The 24,010-nt window shown below is 70.1% G+C and carries 21 protein-coding genes and 1 pseudogene; 11 read left to right on the top strand and 11 right to left on the bottom strand.

Translation table 11 applies throughout. From position 1 onward, the window contains the following. Positions 1-10 precede the first annotated feature (10 nt). Positions 11-1,510, top strand: a complete 1,500-nt coding sequence (locus KY661_RS20365; RefSeq protein ID WP_225411788.1) for a sensor histidine kinase — start codon at positions 11-13, stop codon at positions 1,508-1,510. 87 nt (positions 1,511-1,597) lie between these two features. Next, entirely contained in the window at positions 1,598-2,821 is a 1,224-nt protein-coding gene (locus KY661_RS20360; protein WP_225411787.1) for a cytochrome P450, read from the top strand. Here the strand turns inward: KY661_RS20360 and KY661_RS20355 are convergent. Together KY661_RS20355 and KY661_RS20350 are read right to left on the bottom strand one after the other, a co-directional pair. Next, positions 2,790-3,359, bottom strand: a complete 570-nt coding sequence (locus KY661_RS20355; RefSeq protein WP_225411786.1) for a DUF4136 domain-containing protein — start codon at positions 3,357-3,359, stop codon at positions 2,790-2,792. The genes KY661_RS20360 and KY661_RS20355 overlap by 32 nt on opposite strands. Before the next feature lie 163 nt (positions 3,360-3,522). Beyond that, a complete protein-coding gene (locus KY661_RS20350; protein WP_075007921.1) occupies positions 3,523-3,726 on the bottom strand; it encodes a cold-shock protein in 204 nt (67 codons plus the stop codon). Between the two features lie 303 nt (positions 3,727-4,029). Here KY661_RS20350 and KY661_RS20345 point away from each other — a divergent pair, with 303 nt between their 5' ends. Beyond that, positions 4,030-5,061 carry a lysylphosphatidylglycerol synthase transmembrane domain-containing protein gene (locus KY661_RS20345; RefSeq protein ID WP_225411785.1) on the top strand — a complete coding sequence of 344 codons (1,032 nt, stop codon included), beginning with the start codon at positions 4,030-4,032 and terminating at the stop codon, positions 5,059-5,061. Between the two features lie 32 nt (positions 5,062-5,093). After that, positions 5,094-5,315 carry an MbtH family protein gene (locus tag KY661_RS20340; RefSeq protein WP_075007919.1) on the top strand — a complete coding sequence of 74 codons (222 nt, stop codon included), beginning with the start codon at positions 5,094-5,096 and terminating at the stop codon, positions 5,313-5,315. Between the two features lie 15 nt (positions 5,316-5,330). Here KY661_RS20340 and KY661_RS20335 read toward each other — a convergent pair whose 3' ends face one another. From KY661_RS20335 to KY661_RS20315, 5 genes are all read right to left on the bottom strand, one after another. Further along, positions 5,331-7,784, bottom strand: a complete 2,454-nt coding sequence (locus tag KY661_RS20335) for a glycoside hydrolase family 65 protein (protein ID WP_225411784.1) — start codon at positions 7,782-7,784, stop codon at positions 5,331-5,333. Further along, entirely contained in the window at positions 7,781-9,358 is a 1,578-nt protein-coding gene (otsB, locus tag KY661_RS20330) for a trehalose-phosphatase (protein WP_225411783.1), read from the bottom strand. Before otsB ends, KY661_RS20335 begins: the two co-directional genes overlap by 4 nt. Before the next feature lie 166 nt (positions 9,359-9,524). Then, positions 9,525-11,318, bottom strand: coding sequence for a methyl-accepting chemotaxis protein (locus tag KY661_RS20325; protein ID WP_225411782.1), 1,794 nt, complete (start codon positions 11,316-11,318; stop codon positions 9,525-9,527). A gap of 126 nt (positions 11,319-11,444) precedes the next feature. After that, positions 11,445-12,257 (bottom strand): TenA family transcriptional regulator, encoded by an 813-nt coding sequence (locus tag KY661_RS20320; RefSeq protein ID WP_225411781.1) that lies wholly within the window; start codon positions 12,255-12,257, stop codon positions 11,445-11,447. Between the two features lie 200 nt (positions 12,258-12,457). Further along, a complete protein-coding gene (locus tag KY661_RS20315) occupies positions 12,458-13,027 on the bottom strand; it encodes an NUDIX hydrolase (protein ID WP_225411780.1) in 570 nt (189 codons plus the stop codon). Positions 13,028-13,173: 146 nt separating this feature from the next. Here KY661_RS20315 and KY661_RS20310 point away from each other — a divergent pair, with 146 nt between their 5' ends. Both KY661_RS20310 and KY661_RS20305 read left to right on the top strand, forming a co-directional pair. After that, positions 13,174-14,583, top strand: coding sequence for a sigma-54-dependent transcriptional regulator (locus KY661_RS20310; protein WP_225411779.1), 1,410 nt, complete (start codon positions 13,174-13,176; stop codon positions 14,581-14,583). Positions 14,584-14,757: 174 nt separating this feature from the next. Next, the gene (locus KY661_RS20305; RefSeq protein WP_225411778.1) at positions 14,758-15,846 is read left to right on the top strand and encodes a coiled-coil domain-containing protein; all 1,089 of its coding nucleotides are present in this window, start codon (positions 14,758-14,760) and stop codon (positions 15,844-15,846) included. 15 nt (positions 15,847-15,861) lie between these two features. Here KY661_RS20305 and KY661_RS20300 read toward each other — a convergent pair whose 3' ends face one another. Continuing rightward, a complete protein-coding gene (locus KY661_RS20300) occupies positions 15,862-16,404 on the bottom strand; it encodes a hypothetical protein (RefSeq protein WP_225411777.1) in 543 nt (180 codons plus the stop codon). A gap of 81 nt (positions 16,405-16,485) precedes the next feature. Here KY661_RS20300 and KY661_RS20295 point away from each other — a divergent pair, with 81 nt between their 5' ends. Both KY661_RS20295 and KY661_RS20290 read left to right on the top strand, forming a co-directional pair. Further along, positions 16,486-17,535, top strand: a complete 1,050-nt coding sequence (locus KY661_RS20295) for a hypothetical protein (RefSeq protein WP_225411776.1) — start codon at positions 16,486-16,488, stop codon at positions 17,533-17,535. A 115-nt stretch (positions 17,536-17,650) separates the two neighbouring features. Next, positions 17,651-18,886, top strand: a complete 1,236-nt coding sequence (locus KY661_RS20290; RefSeq protein WP_225411775.1) for a hypothetical protein — start codon at positions 17,651-17,653, stop codon at positions 18,884-18,886. A gap of 13 nt (positions 18,887-18,899) precedes the next feature. On the opposite strand, the gene KY661_RS20285 is transcribed toward KY661_RS20290, so the two are convergent. Then, positions 18,900-19,238 (bottom strand): tetratricopeptide repeat protein, encoded by a 339-nt coding sequence (locus KY661_RS20285; protein ID WP_075007909.1) that lies wholly within the window; start codon positions 19,236-19,238, stop codon positions 18,900-18,902. Between KY661_RS20285 and KY661_RS20280 the strand changes: the two genes are divergently transcribed. From KY661_RS20280 to KY661_RS20270, 3 genes are read left to right on the top strand one after another with little or no spacing between them, the layout of a single operon-like run. Next, positions 19,237-20,505 carry a glutamate-5-semialdehyde dehydrogenase gene (locus tag KY661_RS20280; RefSeq protein WP_225411774.1) on the top strand — a complete coding sequence of 423 codons (1,269 nt, stop codon included), beginning with the start codon at positions 19,237-19,239 and terminating at the stop codon, positions 20,503-20,505. The genes KY661_RS20285 and KY661_RS20280 overlap by 2 nt on opposite strands. A gap of 12 nt (positions 20,506-20,517) precedes the next feature. After that, a complete protein-coding gene (rsfS, locus tag KY661_RS20275; protein ID WP_225411773.1) occupies positions 20,518-21,039 on the top strand; it encodes a ribosome silencing factor in 522 nt (173 codons plus the stop codon). Continuing rightward, positions 21,036-21,500: a 23S rRNA (pseudouridine(1915)-N(3))-methyltransferase RlmH gene (locus tag KY661_RS20270; protein WP_075007984.1), complete on the top strand. Its 465-nt coding sequence runs from the start codon at positions 21,036-21,038 to the stop codon at positions 21,498-21,500. Before rsfS ends, KY661_RS20270 begins: the two co-directional genes overlap by 4 nt. A 27-nt stretch (positions 21,501-21,527) precedes the next feature. On the opposite strand, the gene KY661_RS20265 is transcribed toward KY661_RS20270, so the two are convergent. Then, positions 21,528-22,157: a hypothetical protein gene (locus tag KY661_RS20265; RefSeq protein WP_225411772.1), complete on the bottom strand. Its 630-nt coding sequence runs from the start codon at positions 22,155-22,157 to the stop codon at positions 21,528-21,530. 139 nt (positions 22,158-22,296) lie between these two features. Continuing rightward, positions 22,297-22,842 (bottom strand): annotated as a pseudogene (locus KY661_RS20260) (serine/threonine-protein kinase); the annotation flags it as partial. Positions 22,843-24,010: the final 1,168 nt, after the last annotated feature.

Below are 24,010 nucleotides of genomic sequence, written 5' to 3'. Positions count from 1 at the left end.
GCCCCGCGCCATGAGCGGCACCGCCCCCCTGCCCTCCGGGCCCCTGGCCTCGCTCACCGCGAGGCTGCTGCTGGCCTTCCTGGTGCCCGCGCTGGGCTTCTTCGCCCTCATGGGCGGGGGCGGGTATGCCCTGGCGCGGGCCATCCTCGAGGAAGAGCTGGGGCAGAGCCTCTCGGCCATCGCCGCCGCCACCGCCAGCCAGGTGAGCGGCGAGCGGATGCTCACCATCGAGCCCGGCGACGACGTGCAGGGCACGCGCACCTGGCGCAACCTCACGCGGCTTTTGGGTGAGGTGCAGCAGGCCAGCGGGGTGCGCCGCGTGTACGCCGTGGACACGCAGGGGCGTGTGCGGGGGGATGCCGGGGGCGGCCTGCCCGTGGGCACCGAGGTACCCGAGCTGGCGCGGGACCGGCGGGAGCTGGCGCGGGTGCTCGCCGGCGAGCGCACCGCCAGCCAGGTGCTCTTCACCGGCTCGGATGGGCGGCCCTACAAGACGGGCTACGCCCCGGTGTGGCAGGCCGGGCAGGTGGTGGGCGTGGTGGGGGTGGAGGGCAGCGCGGCCTTCTTCGTCCTGCTGGCCGGGCTGTCACGGGCCTTCACGGTGGCCAGCGGGGCGGCCCTGGCGGTGCTGGCGGTGGTGGCGGTGCTCACCGCGCGGGGGCTGGCGCGCCCGCTGCGCCGGCTCATGGACTCGGCGCTGCGCATTGGCCGGGGAGACCTGGCGACGCCCGTGCCCCCCGAGCCCACGCGGGAGATTGGCGTGCTGGCGCGCGAGCTGGAGGTGATGCGCCAGGCGCTGGAGAGCCGGGACCGGCAGCTCAAGCTCATGCTCGCGGGCGTGGCGCACGAGGTGCGCAACCCCATCGGCGGCATCGAGCTGTTCTCGGGCCTGCTCGCCGAGGACGTACGGGCCGGCAGCCTCGCCGAGGCCGGCGGCCATGTGACGCGCATCCAGCGCGAGGTGGCCTACCTCCAGCGCATCGTCGAGGACTTCCTGGCCTTTGCCCGGGAGCAGCCCCTGGCGCGCGCCCCCGTGGAGGCCCCCGCCCTCCTGTCGGATGCCTGCGAGCTGCTGGCCGTGGAGGCCGAGGCCAAGGGCATCCGGCTGAAGGTGGACGCGGCCCCGGTCCGCCTGGAGGCGGACGGCAGCCTGCTCACGGCCGCGCTGGTGAACCTGGTGAAGAACGCCGTGCAGGCCGCGCCCCCGGGGAGCCAGGTCCAGCTCACCGGCAGGTCCGAGGGCGAGCGCTATGCCATCCACGTCCAGGACAGCGGCCCCGGGGTGCCCGCGCCCGAACAGGAGCGCATCTTCGAGCCCTTCTTCACCACCCGGGAGAAGGGCACCGGGCTGGGCTTGCCCCTGGCCCGGAAGATCATCCGGGCCCACGGCGGGGAGCTGTCCCTCACCTCCTCGCCGGGCCACACGGTGTTCACCGTGACGCTGCCCCTGGGGCGCCCCCCCACGGCTTCATCCGGTGCTGAACAGTCCCGGCCCCCTTCAGAAGTTTGACCCCACACGAAGCGTGTTTGCGCATTGAATCCGCCCCCTCCGCCCGCCCTCCCGGCGGCAGGGGCTCTTCCCCGCAGGGATGCAGTGATGACGCGACGGATCAACCTTCTCTCGGATGAGTTCCGGGCCAATCCCTATCCTGGGTATGCCGAGCTGCGCCGGAACCGCCCGGTCACTCAGGTCGAACCGGTGGGGCTCTGGGCCCTCTCCCGGTACGAGGACGTGGCCTTCGTCCTCAACACGCCCCAACGCTTCTCTCCCGAGGGCCTCCGGACGGTCTGGGAGCCTGCCTGGCTGGGCTACAACCCGCTGGCCCACGCCACGGTCATGCTAGAGGGCGCCGCGGCCCACCCGCATCAGGCGTGGCTGAAGCAGGCCCTGGGCCCCAGCGCCCTCCAACACCTGGAGCCTCGCATCCGGCAGTTCGCGAATGCCCTCGCGGACGAGCTGGTTCCCCAGAAGCACACGGACTTCATCGCCTCCTTCGCCCTGCCCCTGCCCGCGCTCGTGCTCGGAGAGCTGTTGGGATTGAACGCGGCGGACTGCCGGCAGCTCAAGAACGGGTCGGATGACTTCGCCTGCGTCCTTCCCAAGGTGCCTTCGGACGATGCCCTTCGCATCCGCAACACCGTGACGCACCTGACGCAGCTCCTCGAGCAGCATCTCGAGCAGGAGCGCACGGCCCCGCCCGCCGAGGGGCTCCGCGGCCTGCTCCGCGCCGAGCTCCAGGCGGGGACGATGAGCCTCCGGGAGGGGGTGGAGCTGTGGACGTTCCTGCTCGTCACCGGGCTGGAGACCACCGTGCCGCTGCTGGCCAATGCCTTGCTCCTGCTGACCGGGCAGCCGGAATTGTTGGCACAGCTGCGCGCGGACCGGAGCCTGCTGCCCGCCTTCATCGAGGAACTGCTGCGCTATGACCCGCCCACCCACGGCATCCTGCGCACCGCGCTGGAGCCGGTGACGCTGTCCGGGGTGACGGTGCCCGAAGGCGCCGTGGTGCTGGCCCTGACGGCCTCCGCAGGCCGGGACGAGCGCCACTACGCCGAGCCGGACCGCTTCATCCTCCACCGCGAACAGCCCACGCCCCCCGTCGACTGGGGCCACCCCACCTGTCCCGTGGCCTCGCTGGCGAACCTCCAGGCCCGCGTGGGGCTGGAGGCGCTGCTCGCCCGCTTCGAGGGCTTTGCCGCGCTCCCCGCGGACCTGAGCTGGAACAAGGCGCTCACGGTGCGAGGCCCCCACGCCCTGCCGCTGGCGCTCACGCCCGCGGGCGACGGGGCTACTGCTTCGGCTTGGGTGGGAAGTCCTTGAGGATGTCGCGGACGGCCTCTTCGAGCCGTTCCTGGCGCTTGTGGACGGAGGCCGACTGCTTCAGCTCGGCCTGTGCCGTGCCGCGCCACACCAGCTTCTTGCTGGCCGCATCGATGAAGTCGAGGATGAGCGTCCCCTCCTGGTACTCGCGGATGCGCGTCTCCGGCACCGAGGGCGTCAGGTAGAACGGCGAGTACCAGGGGTCCCAGGCATAGCCGTAGTAGTGGTCCACCGTCTGCACATCCAACTTCTGGTCAATGGCGCCATGCCATCCAATCCGGAAGTCTGGGTTCTGAGACACCTCCTGGTAGCCCTGTGCCTGGAGTTGTTTGTCCACCGCGGCCCGGACGCGGGCCTCGACGATGGGATTGTAGATGGGCGAGCTTTGCGTTGGCGGCACGGGCTCCCACGCATACGTGCGGTAGCCGTTCAGCCGCTCCACGGAGCCCGGATCGTAATCCGAGCGGGTTTCAATGCCCGCGCAGGCGGAGAGGACCAGCACCAACAGAGGAACGAGCGCCTGGTGAGGACGGAACATGGCACCTCCATGGGGCAAACGGCCTGACCCCTGAAAGGTGGGAGTTCCCCCGCGCGCGCTCCAGTGTCCCCGCGCGCCTGCCCGCATGCTCGCGGGGCGCGAAAATGAAAAAAGCCCGGCCCCCAGAGGGACCGAGCTTTGAATTGAGTCGAACGAGCGCGCCTTAGATCGGGCGGACGTTCTGCGCCTGAAGGCCCTTGGGGCCGCGGGCCACGTCGAACTCCACCTTCTGGCCCTCCTGCAGGCTGCGGAAGCCCTGGGTCTGAATCGCAGTGTGGTGGCAGAAGAGATCCTCGCCGCCGCCGTCCTGCGTGATGAACCCAAAGCCCTTCGCGTCGTTGAACCACTTCACGGTACCAGTTGCCATTACTCTTCTTCTTTCTTGCCGGCCGCATGAATTGGGCCGCGGACCACGCCCTTCACAGACGCGGTTCTCCCCCCATATCTCACAGTTTGCAGCAAGCCGCCAGTGAAAGTGCTTTGACCTGGACCCACCGACCGGTCGGGCGGCCCATGGGCATACGACCCGCCGCGTCATGCCCGTCATGATTGGCCGCCATGCAGCCAGCCAACCGCCCTTCCCCCCCGGCGCCCGGCCCCTCGGTGCACGGCGGGCCCCGCGAGGCCAGATTCCCTCGCGGAACACGCCACGAGGCAGGAGGAGCAACGGGTGAGGACTGGCGCCGCCCTGGAGGTGACCCCGAAGGAGGAGCTGCCAGCGCCGCCCCCCCTCACGGGCCGGAAGCGGTGGCGCTGGGTGCCCGGCGTGCTGCTGCTGGCGGCCTTCCTCCTCTTCGTGCTCCAGCGCCCCTCGGAGGAGCGCCAGCTCGGACAGCTCTTTCTCCAGGCGCGGCCCGCGTGGCTGCTGGTGGCGCTGGGGCTCCAGGTGAGCACGTACGTCATCACGGCCTTCCTCTGGAAGCGCGTGCTGATGCGCACGGGCCTCCACCCGCCGGTGTTCGCCCTGGCGCGGCTGGCGCTGATGAAGCTGGCGTTTGACCAGCTCGTGCCGAGCGGCGGCATTGGCGGCTCGCTGGTGGTGGCCCGGGGGCTGCGCAAGCGCGGCGCCTCCGCCGGGGCCGCGGCGGCCTCCGTGCTCGTCGCCACGTTGAGCCTCTACGCGGCCCAGGCGCTCGCGCTGGGCCTCAGCATTCTGTTTCTCTGGTCCCGAAACCAGGTGACGGAGCTGGTGCGCTGGCTCGTCATCGCCTTCGCCGCCGTGCTCGCCATCGTCCCCGTGGCGCTCCTGCTGCTGACGCGCCCCCGGAAGCGGCCCGTGGGCCCTTGGACGCGGCGCGTGCCCGGGCTGGAGGCGCTGCTGCGGGCCCTCGCCGAGGTGCCCCCGGGGCTCTTGCGCAACCCCCGCCTGCTCGCGGAGGCCACCCTGTGCACCCTGGGGGTCTTCCTGCTCGATGCCGGCACGCTCGCCGCCACCCTCCGGGCGATTGGCCAGTCCATTCCGCTCGACAGCGCCATGGTCAGCTACCTCATCGCCTCCGTGGCCGAGACGGTGTCCATCCTCCCCGGCGGCGTGGGCACCTTCGAGCCCGCCGCCGTGGGCATGCTGAGCCTCTTCCACGTTCCGGTGGAGGCCGCGCTCGCGGGGGTGCTGCTCCTGCGAGGCTTCACGCTCTGGCTTCCCCTGCCCGTGGGGCTGCTGCTGCTGAAGTGGAATGGCGCGCCCAAGCAACAGACGGGTTGAATCCGGACCACGTCCTAAGGTGCAATGCCCCCATGAGCGACGAACGGGAAGACACCACCATCTACAAAGTGGTGGTCAATCACGAGGAGCAGTACTCCATCTGGCCGGCGGACCGCGAGAATGCGCTGGGCTGGAAGGACGCGGGCAAGTCGGGCCCCAAGGACGAGTGCCTCGCGTATATCAAGGAGGTGTGGACGGACATGCGCCCCCTGAGCCTCCGCAAGAAGATGGAGGAGGCCGCCAAGAAGTCCTGAAGCGCGGCTCCCGCCCTACGGGCTTGCCCCTTCGCCCTCGCGCGCCTCCGTGGAGGGCTCCTGTGCGAGGGGGAACCGGCGGGTCTCGGAGGGCTGGAGCAGGTGGCACGCGCCCCTCACGGCCACCTTCAGGGGCGTCTGGAACCGCCACCGGCTGGTGAGCACCAGCGCCCTGGGGGTGATTTCCACGTCCATCAGGTGCTTGCGGTAGCGCAGCGAGAACTTCAGCCGCCGCAGGCCCTCCGGCAGGTGGGGGTTGAAGTGCAGCATGTCCCCGCGCACCTCGATGCCCGTGTAGGCCCGCTGCATGAGGTCCACCGTGCCGGCCATGGCCCCCAGGTGAATCCCCTCCTGGGTCGTCCCGCCCTGCACATCCGAGATGTCGCTCTGCAGCGCCTCGGTGAAGAGCTGCCACGAGCGCGGCCGGTCACTGCGCGCCAGCACCCACGCGTGCACCACCCCGCTCAGCGTCGAGCCATGCGAGGTGCGCTGCAGGTAGTAGTCGACCGTCCTCGGAATCATCTCCTGGTCGAACGGGTACCCGAGCCGCTCGAAGAGATCCTGCAGCTCCTCCGCAGACAAGAGATAGAACAGCATCAACACGTCGGCCTGCTTCGACAGCTTGTAGCGGTTGGGGGAGTCCCCTTCCGCCTCCAGGATGCGGTCCAGCCGCTGGATGTCCTTGTAGCGGGCGCGGTAGCCCTCCCAGTCGAACTCCTGGAGCTGCTCGTAGCCCTCGAACTGGCTGAGCACCCCGTCCTCGTGGAACACCAGCCGCATCTTCCGGCTCACGTCCTCCCAGTGGGCCAGCTCCGAGGGCTCCAGCCGCAGGACTTCCTGCAGCTCCTCGCGCCGCTCGTCCGGCAGCAGCCGCAGCACCTCCAACCCCTTGCACAGCACCCAGACCGCCATGAGGTTGGTATAGGAATTGTTGTTGAGCCCGGGCTCGGGCTGCTCCGGATACCCCGTGTGGTACTCGTCCGGCCCCATCACCTTCTTGATTTCGTAGCGCCGCAGCCGGGGGTTCCACTCGGCCACGCTCGCCCAGAAGCGCGCCAGCTCCAGCAACAGCTCCGCCCCGTGGAAGTACAGGAACTCGGAGTCCGCCGTGGCCTGGTAGTACTGCCAGACGTTGTACGCCACGGCGGCGTTGATGTGCCGCTGCAACCACGTCTCGTCCGGCAGCCAGCGCCCCGAGCGCGGATTGAGATGCAACCGGGGGCTCTCCTCGCTGCCGTCGCTGCCGCTCTGCCAGGGAAACATCGCCCCCCGGAAGCCCGCCTCGTGCGCCGCCTCGCGCGCCCGTCCCAGCCGCCGGTAGCGGTAGCGCAAGAGCGCGCGCGTCAGCGCCGGCAGCCGCAGGTTGAGGAAGGGGAAGATGAACAGCTCATCCCAGAAGATGTGCCCCCGGTAGGCCTCCCCGTGCCAGCCCCGCGCGGGCACCCCCGCGTCCTGGTCCAGCGTGTGCGGCGACACCGTCTGCAGCAGGTGGAAGATGTGCAGCCGCAGCGCCCGGTGGGTGCCGTTCGGCTTCGCCAGCTCCAGATCCAAGTCACTCCGGTTCCACAGGTGCCCCCACGCCTGGACGTGCGTGGCCACCATCTCCTCGAAGCGTCCGGGCGCGCGCTGCACTTCGTGGCGCGCCTCCATCGCGGCCTCGGACACGGCCGGGTCCTTGGACGTGTACAGCGCCACCACCTTCTCCACCGCGAGCCGCTGGTGCGCCTTCACCTCCACGGTGAACTCATGCGCCAGGTACCCCTCGTCCTGAACGAACCGGCCCTCTGTCTCCGCGCGGTGCCCGTCGAGGTACAGCCGGGTGCGCGCCGCCTCCGCCACCCCCAGGCGGGACTGCACCGTCTCCACCTCGAGCAGCAGCGTCTCCGCGTCCACCTCCTTCGCCATCACCAACCGGAGGTGCCGGTGGTTGAGCTGCTGATAGCGCGCCACCCCGCCATTGATGACCTGCCCATCCAGCGCGGAGCGCACCTGCACCCGCCCGCTCCAGTTCTCGGGCACCAGCACGAGCTCCTGGCCCGCCAGGTGCTTGTGGCGCATGTGCACGAAGCGCCGCTGTTCGAGCCGCGTGCGCCGGCCCTGGGCGTCCTCGAAGCTCACCGTGCGCAGCAGCAGCCCCCGGGCCATGTCCAGCACCTGCCGGTACGCCCGCACCTTCACGGTGCTCACGTTGAACCAGTCTCCGCCGTCCATCCGGAACGTGAGCGGCAGCCAGTTGGGTTGATTGACCAGGTCCTCGTTCTCGATGACCCGCCCGGCCAGCTCCGTCTTCAGCCGGTTGTACCCGCCCGCCAGGTACGTCCCGGGGTAGTGGAGCTCGTCCGCCCTGGCCTCCGGCGCGGCCCCGCGCGTGGCGAAGTACCCATTGCCCAGCGTGCACAGCGCCTCGCGCAGCTTCTCCTGCCCGGGCTCGAAGCCCTCGTAGGCGAACAGCCAATGCTCGGGCCTCATCGCGCGGTGCCTCCCGCGTGCGCCAGGAGCAGCTCCAGGAAGCTTCGCACCTCCTCCACGTCCCTCAGCGCGTAGTCCGCCGCCGTGGGCCGCTCCTCGTCCCCCCGCACCACCAGCCCCAGGCCCCGCCCCTTCAGCGTCTGGAACGCATCCTCGTCCGTGAGGTCATCGCCGATGAACACCGGCAGCACGTCCTGGCCCTCCAGCCCCAGCGCGTGCAGCAGCCACTCCACGGCCCGCCCCTTGTGCCAGTCGATGCCGGGCCGCAGCTCGAACACCTTCTTCCCGCCGGACCGGCTCAGCTTCGGGTGCCGCGCGTGGACCCCCGCCACCGCTTGCTCCACCTCGGACACCCGCGCTGCCTCCACGTGCCGCCAGTGCACCGCCACGCTGAAGCGCTTGCGCTCCACCCCCGCGCCCGGAATGCCCGCGAGCTGCGCCTTCAGCTCCTGCTCCGCCGCGTCCAGCTCGGGCAGCAGGGCCTTGCCCTCCTCCTGCTGGAAGGTGCGCCCCCCGGGCCCCTCGATGTCGAAGCCGTGGCTGCCGGCGAAGTACAGGCCCTGGAGCTGCACGAAGCCCTTGAGCGTGGGCAAATCCCGCCCGCTCACCACGGCCACCGGAAGCCGCTGGGCCAGCCGCTCCAGCGTGCCGCGCATCGCCTCTCCGAGGTGGGCCTCTTCCGGCACCGGGATGATGGGCGTCAACGTCCCGTCGTAGTCCAGGAAGACGGCCACCCGGCCCGTCATCCGCCGCATCCACTCCTCGCGCCGCTCCAGCGCCAGGGGAACCTCCTGCATGGGCCGCGTTTCCACATCCGCCTCCACTCCCACGGACGACAGTTCCGTCACTTCCACATCCGCTCCCGCCTTCACCAGGGCCCCCTCACTTCCGGACCGGCGCACGCCGATGACGCAGCCGAAGCCGCCCCGCTTCCCCGCCTGTACCCCGGCGCGGGCATCCTCCAGCACCGCGGCGCGCCCGGGCGCCACGCCCAGCCGCCGGGCCCCCTCCAGGAACGTGTCCGGGGCGGGCTTGCCGGGCAGCTCCAGCCTCCCGGCCTCCACCCCATCCACCCGCGCGTCGAACAGGTGCTCCAGCCCCGCGGCCTTCAGCACGGCCTCGCCGTTGCGGCTGGAGGTCACCACCGCCGTGCGGAACCCCGCCGCCCGGACCTGCTCCAGCAGGCGCACCGCGGGCGGGTAGACCTCCACGCCCTGGCGCTCCAGGGCCTCGTGGAAATAGGCGTTCTTGCGCGCCCCGAAGCCGTGGACCGTGTCCACCTCCGGGCCGTCTCCGGGCGTCCCCTCGGGCAGCACCAGGTCCCGGCTCTCCAGGAAGCAGCGGATGCCCTCCAGCCGGGGCCGGCCATCCACGAAGCGCTGGTAGTCCTCGTCCGTGAAGGGCTGGAAGGTGCGCTCCGTGCGCCGCGCGTGCTCCTTCAGGTACGCGTCGAAGAGCCGCTTCCACGCGGCGGCATGCACCCGCGCGGTGCGCGTCACCACCCCATCGAGATCAAACAGCACCGCGTCCAGCGCGTGCCGGGACAGGACCACCGTCGTGGAAGGCGAAGCCATGGGCAGGGACTCCTGCATGGGGGCACCCATGCGTCCTCCCCACCATGTGCACGCCTCAACAGTCTGGCAGGGCCCGTGTGGGGCCCCTCCGGGCCACCGGGCGCAGGCCGTGCGCCCTCTGCCCGGCCATGCGGCCCTCGGCTGCCTGGACGCCTGCCTGCCCGGCTCAGTTCACGGTGAAGCGGCGCGCCATCTCGCTCACCTCGGTCGAGACCGCGTGGAGCGTGCCGGTGGCCTGCTGCGTGGACTCCAGGCGCTTGAGCGTGGAGTCCATGATCTGCGACAGGTCCGCGATGGCCCCGAAGATCTGGGAGATGCCCGCGTTCTGCTGGCTCACCGCCGCGACGATCTGCCGCATCGCCGCCGAGTTCTCCTGGGACAGGCGCGACAGCTCCCGGAGGCTGTTGCTGGAGGCGCGCATCTGGTCCAGCCCGTCGGCGATGTCCCGCGAGCCCTGGGCCGCCATGGACGCCGCGCCCTCGATGGCCTCGATGACTTCATTGAGGATGTTGCGGATGCGCGTGGTGCTCTTGACGGACTGGTCCGCCAGCGCGCGCACCTCGCGGGCGAGCACCGCGAAGCCCTTGCCCTCCTCGCCGGCGCGCGCCGCCTCGATGGCGGCATTCACGGCCAGCAGGTTGGACTGGTCCGCCATGTCCTTCACCGCCTCGGTGATGTCGCCAATCTGCGAGGCACTCTCGGCCAGGCGGTTGAGCTTCTCCTGCATGGCCTCCACGAACTGCTGGAAGGCCGACAGCCCCACCATGCTCTGCTCGATGGCGGCCTCGCCCTCGTGGCCCAGCTCCTCGGCGCGCTTGGCCACCCGGAGCATCGCCTCGGCCCGCTCGGCCGTCATCTGCGAGGTCTGCTTGATTTCCTGCGAGGTGACTTGCGTCTCCTGGATGGCCGCCGCCTGCTGGTTGAGGCTCTGCTCCTGCTCGGAGTTGGCGTCCGTCAAATCCTTGCCGGCCGCCACGAGCCGCGTGGCCGACGAGTGCAGCGTCTCGGGGATCTGCCGCAGCCGGGACAGCAGGTTGTTGAGCTGGGCGGACAGCTCGCCAATCTCGTCCGTGGACACCCACTCCGGCGCGGTGATGCGCCCCGCGGCCAGCCCTTCGATGGCCACGCGCACCGCCGCGGCCCCTTCGGCCTGCCGCCGCGCCAGCAGCCACGCGGTGATGCCCGGCAGGATGAGCACCAGGCCGCACACCCACGGCAGCGCGAAGACCAGCTCCGTGAACAGCGTGCTGCCCAGCGCCTGGAGCTTCGCCGCGGACTGGCCCCCGCCATCCAGGGCAATCTCCGCGCGCAGCGCGTCGCGGAAGTTCATCAGCTTGACGGCCACCACGCTGCTGCCCAGCATCACCGTGGCCAGCAGCGAGGCCACGAACGTGAAGGGCAGGAACCAGGACTGCCGCGGCCAGAACACCCCGCCGCCCACCACCAGGGCGTTGGGGTGGGCCTTGCGCTCCTGCAGGGCCACGGGGAACAGGAGCTTCTCCAGCCCCAGGCCGATGGGGAACATCAGCACCACGCCGCAGCACACCCCGACGATGGTGCCAATCACCACCCGGTTCAGGGGCTTGTCGAAGTAGAGGCACACCGGAAGGGCGAAGAAGAAGCCGCCCATCGTCCAGGCGAACACCGAGGAGTAGAACGCGCCCCGCCAGGGCAGGCGGAGGATCCGCGCCAGCCGCTCCCCGGGCCGGTCGTCCTGGCGCGGCAGCAGGGCCGAGCGCATCAGGAAGCGCAGCACCAGGTAGGGGTAGGCGATGCCCAGGCCCAGGATGATGCAGGGCAGCACGGCCGCCACGGCCAGCAGCCCGTCCTCGCCGGCCACCCCCACGGTCATGCCGTTGAGGTAGGCCGCGATGGGTGCCGCAGGCAGCACCCGGCTCATGAAGATGCCCAGGCCGCGCCGGGAAAGAGAGCCTACGAACTTCGCGTCAGAGGTATCCATGACCACCCAGTCCCCCTGGGGTGCGCACGCGAGTGCATGCGCACGGCTTGCATCCGCCCCAACACTACACCGTCAGGCGGCAAGAGCCACTGCGGGGGACACCGGGGTGGACCCTCTCACACCCCTTCACATCGCGCAGCAAGCCTCGATGGCCGCCGTGTACAGCGTCAGCGACTTGCGCGCCGCCGCCACCACGCGCTCGCACTCCGGGCTGCCCGGCTCCACCGCGGACTTGATGATCTCCAGGGCCTCCTCGGGGTGCGCGTCGTCGTACCGGGCGTGCGCCTTGAGCCACATCATCGACACGCCGTCGATGCGGACCCCGTCCCGGGCATACTCCCGGAACGGCTTCTCGCACTTCTCCGTCCACACCCCCGTCACGCCCTCGATGGCCCAGTTCGAGGCGGCCACGCCCTCGGCCAGGGTGCCCCGGGTGCACATCTCCAGCAGGTGCTCGTGCAGGGCCAGGATTTCCGGCAGGGGCTTGCGGGCGAACACCTCATCGGGGTTCACGCCGATGGCCACCATCCAGTCCAGGTACCACTCGGCGTGACGCGCCTCGACGCCCAGGTTCTGCAGCAGCCAGCGCCGGGAGCTCGCATCGCCGGGGCGCTGCCCGTAGGTCGTCTTCGCCAGCGACAGCCCCATGTACTTGGGGAAGCTCTCGACGATGAAGAAGAAGTTCGACAGCACACGCTGCCAGTGAACGAGCGGCGGGTGCTTCCCGGCGGCCGTGTCTCGGAAGATGCTCGGCCAGCAGGCGGCCTCCCACTCGGGCTGCAGGGTCGCCAGCATCCCCTCCATCCACTGCGGGTGTGGGGTGGGCTTGAGGGCAGGAGGACTGTAGCGCCGGGCCACCACCTCGTTGGCTGGACGGGCCACCACCGGCGGGGGCGCAGTCTTCGTCAAGAGATCGGTGTTCTGAACGACGGGCGACATATTCACTCCTGGTCAACATCGCGAGAGGCGACGGCTGCTGTCCGACCTTTCGGTAGGCAGCCGAGCGATGGCAAATGTTTTATTCACGCTGGAATAAGGCGTCAAGCGGCCATGTGTGTTTTAAACCACACGAGAAATTTTGACTATTAGTGAAGTCTCATGAAAAGATATCGAACTCCAGGTTGGGGGCGCCCCGGGCTTCAGTCAGCCCCCACCACGGTGCGAGCCTTCTCCAGCATGCGCCGCAGGGGCGCCTCGTCCGCCAGCGCCAGGGCCTCGTCCCACCCCATCCAGCGCGCGCCCAGGGACTCGGCAGGGTCGTGCGCGAGCGCCTCCGGGTTCTCGCTCACCACCAGGTAGCGCACGTCCAGGTGCAGGTGCCCGGGCTCTTCCTGCCGCGCCGGAATGCCGTGCACGTCCACATCCAGGGGCCGGGGTGCCGAGGGGTGCAGCCGCACCTGGCACCCCGTCTCCTCACGGGCCTCGCGCAGCGCGGTGGCCTCCAGCTTCTGCCCGTCCCCCACCTCCGCGTGCCCGCCGGGCTGGAGCCAGCGCTTCAGCTTTCCGTGGTGCACCAGCACCACCCGCGTCCCGGTGGGGTCCACCACCACGGCGCTGGCCGTGAAGTGCGCCGGGGCCTGGGCCCGGGAGAAGGGTTGGGCCAGCGTGGAGGCCAGTGCGCGCATGCGCTCGAGGTCCTCGCGCTCCTTGGCGTCCGCGGGGACATGGCGCGCGAGCAGCTCTTCCAGGGAAGCGGCAGTGTCGGACATAGGGGGCAGGGATAAAGCGCACAGGCGCCTTCCTGGCCAGTGCCTTCTGGTCTCACCCCGGTACGGCTCCTGCATGTCCGGTAGCCAATGCGGGTGTGCTCTAGTGGCGCGCCCGCTGTTCAGTGGAAGAGAAGGCCCCCTGCCCCATGGCCCACGTCCTCATCATCGATGACCACGACACCCTGCGCGAGGGGATGACCCTCACCCTCACGCGCTCTGGCCACACCGTCTCCGCCGTGCGCTCCGGCACGGACGGCCTGGCCGCCTACAAGAAGACGCCCTTCGATCTGGTCGTCACGGACCTGAAGATGGACGGGATGGACGGCATCGCCGTGACGCAGGCGCTCAAGGCGCTGAACCCCGCGGTGGTGGTGATGGTGGTGACGGCCTTCGGCACCATCGAGACAGCGGTGCGGGCCATGCAGGAGGGCGCCTACGACTTCATCACCAAGCCGTTCGCCCCTGAGGTGCTGCGCGCCAAGGTGGACAAGGGGCTGGAGCTGGCCAGCACGCGCCGGCAGGTGGAGCGGCTGACGGCGCGCACCGCGGCGCACGAGGCGGACGCGGCCCTCACCCACGGGAACCTGGTGGGCGACAGCGAGCCGGTGCAGCGGCTGCTCACGCAGGTGCGCAAGGCCGCCGCCAGCGACGCCACGGTGCTGGTGCGCGGCGAGAGCGGCACGGGCAAGGAGCTGGTGGCGCGCATGCTCCACCAGTTCTCCCCGCGCAAGGACGGCCCCTTCGTGGTGGTGCACTGCGCGGCCCTGGCCGAGACGCTGCTGGAGAGCGAGCTGTTCGGCCACGAGCGCGGCGCCTTCACCGGCGCCGTGAAGCGCAAGCTGGGCCGCTTCGAGCTGGCCGACGGGGGCACCCTCTTCCTGGACGAAATCGGGGAGATTCCCGCATCCGTGCAGACGAAGCTCCTGCGCGTGCTGCAGGAGAAAGAGATTCAGCGCGTGGGCGGCGAGGAGACGCTCAAGGTGGACGTGCGCGTGGTGAGCGCCACCCACCGGGACCTCCAGGCCGAGGTGAAGGCGGGCCGCTTCCGGGAGGACCTCTACTACCGGCTGCACATCGTCCCGCTGCTCCTGCCCCCGCTGCGCGAGCGCCCCGAGGACATCGGCACGCTGGCCCGGCACTTCGTGGCCAAGCATGCGCTCCGGGTAAACCGGCGCGTGACGGGCCTGGACGACGGCGCCCTGCGGGCGCTCACCCGCCATGCCTGGCCCGGCAACGTGCGCGAGCTGGAGAACGCGGTGGAACAGGCGCTCGTCTTCGCCGAGGGCGAGCAGCTCACCGAGGCGGACCTGCCCGCCTATCTGGGCAGCCCCCAGTCGCGCACGGACGCCACCGGGCTGCCCGTGCTCCAGGGCGACCGTCCCCTGCCGGACATCCTTGAGGACCTGGAGCGCCAACTCATCGCCCGCGCCTATGAAAAAGCGGGCAGGGTGAAGACGGAGACGGCCCGGCTCCTGGGCATCAAGACCTCCGCCCTGTATTACAAGCTGGAGAAATACGGCTTCATCTCCAAGGGGGAGCGGCCCGAGGACGGCTGATCCCTCGAAAATCCATCGTCCCGCGGCCCGCACCATGACTTTCCACCATGTGCCCCCTCTCACCGGCACCCCGGCCGGGCCCCGAAGCCCCCGGAACGGCTGGGCTTCTGCCCTCAACGGAAGGCGCTGGACGGGGTTTCCCGTGGCACCCTCCTTGCTAGGTGGAGCCAATTAATGACGCTCCGCCTGCCAAGCCTGCTGCTGTGCCTGCTGCTGGGGGCGCCCGCGTGGGGCGCCACGGGGCTGGAGGCCAGCCGCGGCACGGCGCAGCAGGCGCGCACGGCGGTTCGCACCCTGCGCGAGCGGCAGCAGGCCCTGCGGCAGGAGCTGAACGGGCTGGGCGGGCGCATCGAGACGCTCAAGGCGGAGCGGCAGGGGCGGCTCACCGCGGGGCCCGAGCTGGAGCAGGCGCTGCGGCGCTCGCAGGAGCTGAGCGGCGAGCTGACGGGGCTGGCGCAGGCGGTGGCCGGCGCGGAGGGCGAGTCGGAGCGGGCCCACCTGGCGCTGCATGCGGCGCTGTCCGAGGCGCTGGAGCAGGCGCGCGCCGCGTGGGATGCCACCGGGGACAGGAACCAGCGCGCCACCCTCCTGGTCCGGATGCGCACGCTGCGGGCCGAGCGGGAAGCGGTCCGCGCGGCGCTGCCCGCCTCGCGGGTGCCGGCCCTGGGCCGCGCGGAGGCGAGCGATGACCCCACGGACCTGCTGGAGCAGGCCGACGCGCTGCGGGACTCGGGCGACAAGGTGCGCCAGCGGCTCACGGCCCTGAAGTCCCGCATCACCGAGGTCCGCGAGGAGCGCGAGCTGGAGCGCCGGATGAGCGACTTCCTCGGCGAGGAGCGCATGTTCGACGAGCAGGACCGGAACATGCGGCTGCGCCTGGGCGCCACGGGCCTCTCCCCCCAGCTCGACGAGCGGGAGGGGAACCCCGAAGGGGTGGCGGGGGCGCCGGGCCCTACCGCGCCTCCCACCGCGCCTCCCCCCGCGGACACTCCGGTGGACACCTCCCCGGGGCGCGGGGACCCGCCCCTGCCCGAGGTGGGCGGGATTCCGGTGCCGGCGGCGCCCCCCGCCTCGTCCCCCGTTGCGGCGCATGCGCGTGACCACCGGCCCCAGGTGCAAGGGGTGCGAGCGCAGGAGCTGGCCGCCGGAGACTTCGAGGACCTGGCCACGCTGGAGGCCGAGGCGAAGCGGCTGGAGTCGCTGGCCCGTGAGCTGGACTCCCGCGCGAGCGCCCTGGAGCGCAAGGTGCGCGAGCTGGAGTGAGCCGCGGGGCGGGCCTTAGAAGAAGCCCACCTCCACCCCCAGCAGCACCACCGCCTGGAGGCGGATCTCCTGCTCGGGCAGCCGGCCCCGGCCGCGCACGAGAATGCTCATGGAGGGCGCGGCGATGAAGGGCTGCAGTTCCTCATCCTCCAGCTCCATGCGCAGCACCGGGTAGGGGGCCTGCAGCCCCAGCTGGGCGATGCCCCGCCGGCGCGCGATGCGCACCTCCAGGTCTCCCGCCTTGGCGAAGAACTCCAGCGTGTCCAGGAAGCCGAAGTCCGCGCCGCCCGGGCTCAGCAGCCGCACCTCCAGGGACTGGAGCCGCACGGAGTCCACCTCGTCCTTGGAGACATCCTGGTTCTTGAAGTCCTGGTTCTCGTCGAAGTCGAGCGCCGCGAAGCTGCCAATGGCCGGAAAGGCGTTGAGCGGCGTGAGGGCGCCGGGCATGGCCGCCGGGACGGCCGTCTCCCCGCGCAGCTCCGTCTTGAATGAGGAGGGGCCGCAGGCAGCGAGCAGGGGGCAGGCCCCCATCCAGGACAGCAACACACGGCGGCGCATGGGGCGACTGTAACGAGCGCTCCCCGCCGCGTCACGGGTGAGGCGCGCGCGAGGGCAAGGCACACGGTATGGTGCGCGCACGTGCCCCGCCTTCTGCTCGCTCCCCTCCTGCTCCTGCTCCTGGCCGCCTCCCGCGGCCATGCGGCCGACAAGAGGGGCTCGCTGCGGCTCACGGGCCGGCTCTCCCTGGACTCCAATCCCCTCCGGGACTTCTCCGACGCGCAGAGCCCCTCCCCCCAGCCGGACGCCGTCCTGAGCCTGCTGGCGGTGGGCGAAGGCAGCCTCACCGGGGAGCGCGCGCAGCTGGTGGGCCGCTACGAGCTGGGCGGCCGCAAGTTCCTGGACCGGGGCGAGGAGGACTTGCTGGTGCAGGCCGCGGCCGCCGAAGGCTCCGTGGCCCTGGGCGCCCGGTGGGGGCTGGGCGTGGAGGGCCGCGTCAAGGACCGGCGGGGCGGCAGCCGGGCCTACTCGGACCTGGGCGCCAACGCCTTCGCCGAGTACGCCCCGGATGTGCGGCTCGCGCTGCGGGTGCGCGCCGGGGCCCACCGCTTCGTGTACCGCCCCGCGCCCCAGGCCAACTTCGGCGGGCCCGAGCTGGGCGTGCAGGGGCGCTACCGCCTCAACCGCCGCCACACGCTCACGGCCTTCGGCGAGTACGGCGCGCGGGACTACCGCGTGCAAGCCACGCCCTACCCGGGCCGGGAGGACACCGCCCCCGGCCGCCGGGAGGACTCCTCCCTGACGGTGGGTATGGGCTACACGTACCGGGGCCCCGTGGCGCTGGGCTTGACGTACACCTACCAGGAGCTCAGCTCCAACAGCCGGGGGGAGACCGTGCTGCGGCACCGGTTGAGCGGCAGCGCGGGGGTGCGGCTGCCGTGGCGCCTCACGCTCCTGGCCCAGGGAGCGGCCGGCCTGAACAGCTATCCGGACGGAATCTTCCTGTCTCCCGAGATCCTCCTGGTGGAAGAGGACGAGGCGCAGAATTCCCTCTCGTTCAAGCTCGCGCGGCCCGTGAGCGGGCACCTGGACGTGGAGCTGTCCTACGCGCTGTATGGCACGCGCCTGCCGCAGAACGGGCTGTCCTATTTCCGGCAGGTGGCGGGACTGGGCCTCACCTGGCGGCTGTGAGCACCCTATCTTCAACCAACACCTGCCCGGCAGAACGCACGGTCCATGCTCCCGCATCGCGCGGCCGAGCCTTACGTTCCAGAGCAGAACAGGGCCCTCTGCTCACGGTAGAGAGTTGCACCGCACTTCCCGCTTCGAGGAGACGAAGATGACGTCGGACTGGTCCGCCTACGCGCAGGAGCAGGGATTCGGCCGCGAGCTGGGAGAAGTCCTGGTCCGCGCGGCCAGGGCCTCGCGCGGCCCGTATCTGACGACGGGAGACCTCTTGCAATCCCTGGTGCGGGACACCGGCCCCGCGGGCATGGCGTGCACGGCGCTGGGGCTGGGCCCCGGCCGCATCGAACGGCCGCTCGAGGAGCTCGCCGTGAGCCCGGAGCCCCCCGCCGCCCAGGCCCCGGCCCTGTCCGCCCCCGCCTCCGAGGTGTTCTTCCACACCCAGGACGAGAGCGACATGCTGGGGCTGCAGACCTCCGGCGCCCTCCTGCTCGCGCTGCGGCTGGACCGGAGGGGACTGCCCACGGCGCCGGGCGTGGCCCCGGCCGCGCCGGGCCATGGGGAGCTCGTCCTGGAGATGCTGGGCATCGAGCGCCCCGGCTTGCGGCGCGCCGTGCTGGAGGCCGTGGCCCAGACGCACCCGGACACCCGCGGCTGGGACGCGCGCTGCGAGGCCTACCTGCGCCTGAGCCGCTTCCACCTGGCCTGCACGGACGCCCAGGGCCGCAGGCACGGACAGGAGATTCCCGCCCCGGTGCGCGAGGAGGCCGCGTGCCTGCCCGCCATGGCGCTGCACTACCTGCAGGCCTCGCCGGAGGACCTGCGTTGGCTGAGCCACGCCCTCTATGACGGGCAGAAGAAGTGGTTCGTCGTGCGGCTCGTGCGCATGACGGAGTCCCTGCCCCCCGCGCTGCTCGAGCCACTCTTGTGCGCGGCCCTCTTCGAGCAGGACGCGAACCGCAACCGCCACTTCGTGGAGGCGGCGGTGCGCGCGGTGGGCAACGCCTCCGTCTTCGAGCGGCTGCTGGGCTACATGCGCCTGGGCGACGAGGCCGAGAAGGCGGGCGCCATGCGCGCGCTCTACTGGTGCTCCCCGCCGGACGCGGCGGCGGGCCGCGAGGTGGCGCGCGGGCTGCTCGACGCGTTCCTGCGCGAGACGGACCTCGACGTGCGGCGCAGCGCCATCTCCAACCTGGCCGGCATCGCTTGGTCCACCCTGGACGCGGGCCTCCAGGGCCAGATGCGCGAGGTGCTGAAGGCCGCCGCCTCCCACCCGGACGTGTACATCCGGCACCGCGCCGACTTCATCCGCAGCGAGGCCCAGGGCGCCCTGCCCATCAAGGGCTGGCCGCGCTGAAAACGCCGCGCTTCTAGCCCAGGTCCGCGAGGCGCTCGTCGATCTCCTCGGCGAGGCTGGGGTGCTTCTGGTCCAGCGCCACCTGGCGGGCGCGCAGGAGCGCCTCGCGCGCCGGGGCCACCTGCCCCGCCCCGGCGTGGGCATCCCCCAGCGACACCAGGGCCGCCGCATAGGTGGGATCCAACCGGGTGGCCGCCTCCAGGCTCTTCACCGCCTCGGCGTACTCGCGGCGCTCCAGGTACAGCTTGCCGAGGGAGAAGTGGCTCATGGGCGAGTCGGGAAACTCGGCCACCATCTGCTGAAACTGCTGCAACCGGGCATCGCTCATGGAGGGGTGATAGAGGAGAGGCATGACGGTTGCCAAGCAAGACGTGCGTCCCCTGGCGGAGAGGGCCCGGGCCGCCTCCCGCGTGCTCGCCAACGCCCCCACCCAGCAGAAGGACGAGGCCCTGCGCGGCATGGCGCGCCACCTGCGGGCCGCCGCCCCCGCCATCCTGGCCGCCAGCGCCGAGGACGTGGCCGCCGCGCGCGCGGCCGGCAAGAACGCCGCCTTCCTGGACCGGCTCCTCCTGGATGCCCCCCGCGTGGCGGCCATGGCCCGCGCCGTGGAAGCCCTGGCGGGCCTGAAGGACCCCGTGGGCGAGGTGACGGAGACCTGGAAGCGCCCCAACGGGCTCCAGGTGCGCAAGGTCCGCCTGCCGCTGGGGGTGGTGCTGATGATCTACGAGGCGCGCCCCAACGTGACGAGCGACGCGGCCGCCCTGTGCCTCAAGAGCGGCAACGCGGCGCTGCTCCGGGGCGGCAGCGAGGCGGCGCGCACCAACGCGGCCATCGCCCACGCCCTCACCCAGGCCCTGAAGGACGCCGGGCTGCCCGAGCACGCCCTCCAGCTCGTCCCCACCGGGGAGCGGGAGTCGCTGCTGGAGCTGCTCAAGCTGGAGGGGCTCATCGACCTGTGCATTCCTCGCGGCGGCGAGGGGCTCATCCGCTTCGTGGTGGAGAACGCCCGCATCCCCGTGGTGAAGCACTACCAGGGCGTCTGCCACGTCTACGCCCACGCGGACGCGGACCTGGAGATGGCCACGCGCATCACCCTCAACGCCAAGGCGAGCCGGCCGGGGGTGTGCAACGCCGCCGAGTGCCTGCTGGTGGACCGCGCCATCGCCGAGCACTTCCTGCCCGAGGTGGGGCGGGCGCTGGCGGACCAGGGGGTGGAGCTGCGCGGCTGTCCCACGACGGTGGGGGTGCTCTCCCGCGCCGGGGTGCCCGTGAAGCCCGCGGCGGAGGACGACTACGGCCGGGAATTCCTGGATCTCATCCTGGCCGTCCGGGTGGTGAAGGACCTGGACGCGGCGCTGGCCCACATCGGGCGCTACGGCAGCGAGCACACCGAGGCCATCGTCACCGGGGACGCCCAGGCGGCCTCCCGCTTCACCCGGGAGGTGCAGGCCAGCGCCGTCCTCTGGAACGCCTCCACCCGCTTCAACGACGGGGGGGAGCTGGGGCTGGGGGCGGAGATCGGCATCTCCACCAGCCGTCTGCACGCCTTTGGACCGATGGGGCTGCGAGAGTTGACGAGCCAGAAGTACATCGTCCACGGGCAAGGTCAGGTGCGCTAGGGTGGGCCCCACATGGCAATAAAGAAGAAGACTTCCTCGAAGGCGAAGACTGGCGGCAAGGCGCCCGCGGCGCGCAAGAAGACGGCGGCGGCGAAGAAGCCCGCGGCACGCAAGAAGGGCGCACTGCCGAAGACGATCCGCAAGAAGGCCCCGCCCCGGGCAGAGAAGGCCGAGGCGCCCGCGGAGAACCCGCGCGCCAAGGCGCTGGCGCACAAGGCGGCCAAGCTGCTCGTGGACAAGAAGGCCACGGACGTGCTCGTGCTCGATGTGCGCGGCAAGACGTCCTACACGGACTACATCGTCGTGGCCTCCGGCGAGAGCGACCGGCAGGTGAGCGCCATGGCCGAGAACGTCCACCTCAAGCTCAAGGAAGAGGACGGCCTGCGCGCCACGGGCACGGAGGGCACGGAGACGGGCCAGTGGGTGCTCCTCGACTACAGCGAGGTGGTGGTGCACCTGTTCCTGGGCGAGGTGCGCTCCTTCTACGATCTCGAAGGCCTCTGGGCCGACGCGCCGCGGGAGAAGCTGGCCTGAAAGTCCGGCTGCTCTCCATCGGCAAGGACCGCTCGGGCCTGTTCGAGCCCGGCGTGCAGGAGTACGCCTCGCGCCTGGAGCACTACACCCGCTTCGAGCTGGTGGAGCTGGCCGAGGCGAGTGGCCGCAAGCTGAAGCCGGGGGACGCGAAGGCCGCCGAGGCGGAGGCCATCCTCGCCCGGCGCAAGCCCCAGGACTGGCTGGTGGCGCTGGACGAGCGCGGCAAGTCCCTGGACTCGGTGGAGTTCAGCCGCTACCTGGGCAAGGCCCAGACGGGCGCCAAGGACTTGCTGTTTGTGATTGGCGGGGACGAGGGGCTGGAGGACTCGGTGCGCCAGGCGGCGCACCTGACGCTCTCCTTGTCCCGGATGACACTGCCGCACCGGCTGGCGCGGCTGGTGCTCATCGAGCAGATCTACCGCGCCTTCACCCTGCTCAAGGGCGAGCCCTACCACAAGTGAGCCCGCCCCGAGGGACGGCGTCCAGACTCAGTCGGCCTTCTTGAGCGCGGGCTGGAAGCTCTCCGTGGTGGGGCGCTTCGAGGCCGAGCAGGCGCCGCTGCCATCGGCGGGGCGGGCACCGAACAGCAGCGTGTCGTCCACCACCTTCACCAGCTCGTACTCCACGCCGCAGCGCTCCAGGTCGACGCCGATTACCCCACAGCCCTTCGTGGACGTCACGTCCTGAGCGGTGTCGAGCTTCCAGGCCGACGCGTTGCCACACGTCCCGGGATTCGCCTCCTTGAGCACATCGATCATGAACTCGGCCTTGGGCGTCAGCTTCATCGTCTGAAGGGTAAACGTGGCCTCGTGGGTGTCCTTCACCGCAGCCTCATCCTCCGTCACGGAGTACGGCCCCTCGGCGAGGGCCACGATCATGGGCGTCTTGCAGGCGGGGTCCGCGAACAAGGTCAGCGTGCCCGACCAGGTGGACTCCTTGATGTCGTACTCGCGCATGACGTAGAGCTTCGAGTCCTCCTCCTCGGTCGGCCGCACCTCACACCCGGTGCTGACCCACTTGCCCTGGATGTCGTCCTTGATGGAGTCGCTTCCACAACCGGACAGCAGGGGCAGGATCGCGAGGCTCAAGGCGGAGAACTTCAAGGTACGGCTCGTCATGGGGGCTTCTCCAAGCGCCTGGGAATAGGGATGACCTCGGCCCCAGGGCTCACGAGAAGTAAAGAACAACAGACATTCTGTCAAAAATACGTCTTTGGGATAACGCGGGGTGTCGCTGGTTTTTCTGTGATGCTTTGCGTCACGGAGTGTCTGAAGTGCTGGGGCGCTGGGGCGCTGCCACCGGGGCGTAACAAGCCCCCTTCCACTCGTAAAAGACATCTCCGCAAGGCGGCGAGACCTTGGCGACTTCGACCCAGCAGCCTCCCCGAATGTTGCTCTGAGCCCGAGGACAAGGGGGGCGGCGCTGTCCCGGAAGAGGCTCCTTGAGCATTTCGAGACTCAGCCCGCCCGGCTCGGACTCGGGTGCCATGTTGGACACGGGTACCTCCTCCACGGCCGCATCCGCCACGCCCCGGGTTCCTCCATCGCTCATGACGGAGGGAGGAGCCCACACTCCCTCCAGGTTCAAGTTGCCCGAGATCAGAACGAGGAGCCCAACGGCCACGGAGATGGCCAACAGAGGAAAGACCAGCCCGCGATCGCTCAGCTTGGCTGGAGGACGCGTCCTTCCCGGGCCGTCCGCGAGCACCTCCAAGGCAGCGGCCAGTTCGGCGGCACTGCCTCGGTCCTGAGGATTCTCGGAGAGTATGCGGAGAATGAGGTGCTCCAGTTCGGGAACCAGAGGGGGTCAACGTCCCGGAAAGGACCAACACCTTAGGACGAATACTCCCCGGTTACTTCTCTGGGGTTTCAGTGATGCTCCAAGGCGACCCTCGGGGCATGCACCAAAAAACCAAGCAGGACCATCACCCGGTTAATCTACTTACCTTGAACTCCTGTGTGAACAGGCTTCAATGCTTCTCGCACCGGTTCGGGTCATCGAATCACGACACGAAAGCGCGCAGCGGAATGGTCGGCAGCATAACTTGAACAGCCACTTGTAGTGTTAGCCCAGCCCGTTTGCTGAACGGTGGCAACATGACTGCCTGCCCCCAACTGAAGGGTTCGCCGCATGTACCACGGACAATACCAGCCGGACGAACCGCTTTCGGCACCGGTTCCACATCCCACAATCACATCGCCCCAAGAGGAGTCTCCGTAGGCAACATTGTCAACAAGAAACCGGAGCCCACAATGAGCAGCATTACCCTTATTACCTGCCACCCCATTGATCGAACCATTAGCCTCCAAATCGACTGTTGCGCTTTGGGGCAAATTAAAATTAATGGCTGTGCCAGGAACAGATCTCCAATGAAAACCTGTCACCTTTAAATCACCAGTCTGTTGAGCCGTATAGATAGCAGTGATAATTCCAGGTAGCCCTTGTGGACCAACAGGGCCCTGAGCACCTGTTTCCCCTTTGAGCCCCTGCGGCCCCAGGGGACCTGAAGCCCCCGTGAGCCCCGCTTCACCCTTGGGCCCTTGCTGTCCCGAGGGGCCAACTTCTCCTCTAGGCCCCTGCGGTCCCGTGGGACCTACAGCGCCCGCGACCCCCGCTTCTCCCTTGGGCCCTTGCGGACCCACAGGGCCCGCCTCTCCTCTCGGTCCCTGTGGCCCTATGGGTCCACGAGGCCCTGATGCACCCAATGTCACAACCATCGTATCGTTCTGAGCAGGCAAACTTCCTGTTGACACTGTCAGCAGGTAAGAACCCACTGCACCTGCGAAGGTCACCGGCAGTGACGCAGCAAGCTCACTCTCCTTGGATGACAGCAGCGGGATTTGAACACCCGCCAATTTGAGCACTGGGCTTGCTCCATTGGTAAAATTCTCGCCATTAACATACAGCGTCGCCACGGGGTAATCCACATCAACCCCTAGCACAACCAACTGCGGCGCACCTTGGGCGAGCG

The sequence above is a fragment of the Allostigmatella hybrida genome (assembly GCF_020103775.1).
Lineage (GTDB): Bacteria > Myxococcota > Myxococcia > Myxococcales > Myxococcaceae > Hyalangium > Hyalangium aurantiaca.
Note: the sequence above shows the minus strand (reverse complement) of the source record. Positions and strands in the feature narration are given on the sequence as shown.

Coding starts and splice junctions, on each gene's coding strand:
- KY661_RS20365 (WP_225411788.1), top strand. CDS start 11: ATGAGCGGCACCGCCCCCCTGCCCTCCGGGCCCCTGGCCTCGCTCACC.
- KY661_RS20360 (WP_225411787.1), top strand. CDS start 1,598: ATGACGCGACGGATCAACCTTCTCTCGGATGAGTTCCGGGCCAATCCC.
- KY661_RS20355 (WP_225411786.1), bottom strand. CDS start 3,359: ATGTTCCGTCCTCACCAGGCGCTCGTTCCTCTGTTGGTGCTGGTCCTC.
- KY661_RS20350 (WP_075007921.1), bottom strand. CDS start 3,726: ATGGCAACTGGTACCGTGAAGTGGTTCAACGACGCGAAGGGCTTTGGG.
- KY661_RS20340 (WP_075007919.1), top strand. CDS start 5,094: ATGAGCGACGAACGGGAAGACACCACCATCTACAAAGTGGTGGTCAAT.
- KY661_RS20335 (WP_225411784.1), bottom strand. CDS start 7,784: ATGAGGCCCGAGCATTGGCTGTTCGCCTACGAGGGCTTCGAGCCCGGG.
- otsB (WP_225411783.1), bottom strand. CDS start 9,358: ATGGCTTCGCCTTCCACGACGGTGGTCCTGTCCCGGCACGCGCTGGAC.
- KY661_RS20325 (WP_225411782.1), bottom strand. CDS start 11,318: ATGGATACCTCTGACGCGAAGTTCGTAGGCTCTCTTTCCCGGCGCGGC.
- KY661_RS20320 (WP_225411781.1), bottom strand. CDS start 12,257: ATGTCGCCCGTCGTTCAGAACACCGATCTCTTGACGAAGACTGCGCCC.
- KY661_RS20315 (WP_225411780.1), bottom strand. CDS start 13,027: ATGTCCGACACTGCCGCTTCCCTGGAAGAGCTGCTCGCGCGCCATGTC.
- KY661_RS20310 (WP_225411779.1), top strand. CDS start 13,174: ATGGCCCACGTCCTCATCATCGATGACCACGACACCCTGCGCGAGGGG.
- KY661_RS20305 (WP_225411778.1), top strand. CDS start 14,758: ATGACGCTCCGCCTGCCAAGCCTGCTGCTGTGCCTGCTGCTGGGGGCG.
- KY661_RS20300 (WP_225411777.1), bottom strand. CDS start 16,404: ATGCGCCGCCGTGTGTTGCTGTCCTGGATGGGGGCCTGCCCCCTGCTC.
- KY661_RS20280 (WP_225411774.1), top strand. CDS start 19,237: ATGACGGTTGCCAAGCAAGACGTGCGTCCCCTGGCGGAGAGGGCCCGG.
- KY661_RS20285 (WP_075007909.1), bottom strand. CDS start 19,238: ATGCCTCTCCTCTATCACCCCTCCATGAGCGATGCCCGGTTGCAGCAG.
- rsfS (WP_225411773.1), top strand. CDS start 20,518: ATGGCAATAAAGAAGAAGACTTCCTCGAAGGCGAAGACTGGCGGCAAG.
- KY661_RS20265 (WP_225411772.1), bottom strand. CDS start 22,157: ATGACGAGCCGTACCTTGAAGTTCTCCGCCTTGAGCCTCGCGATCCTG.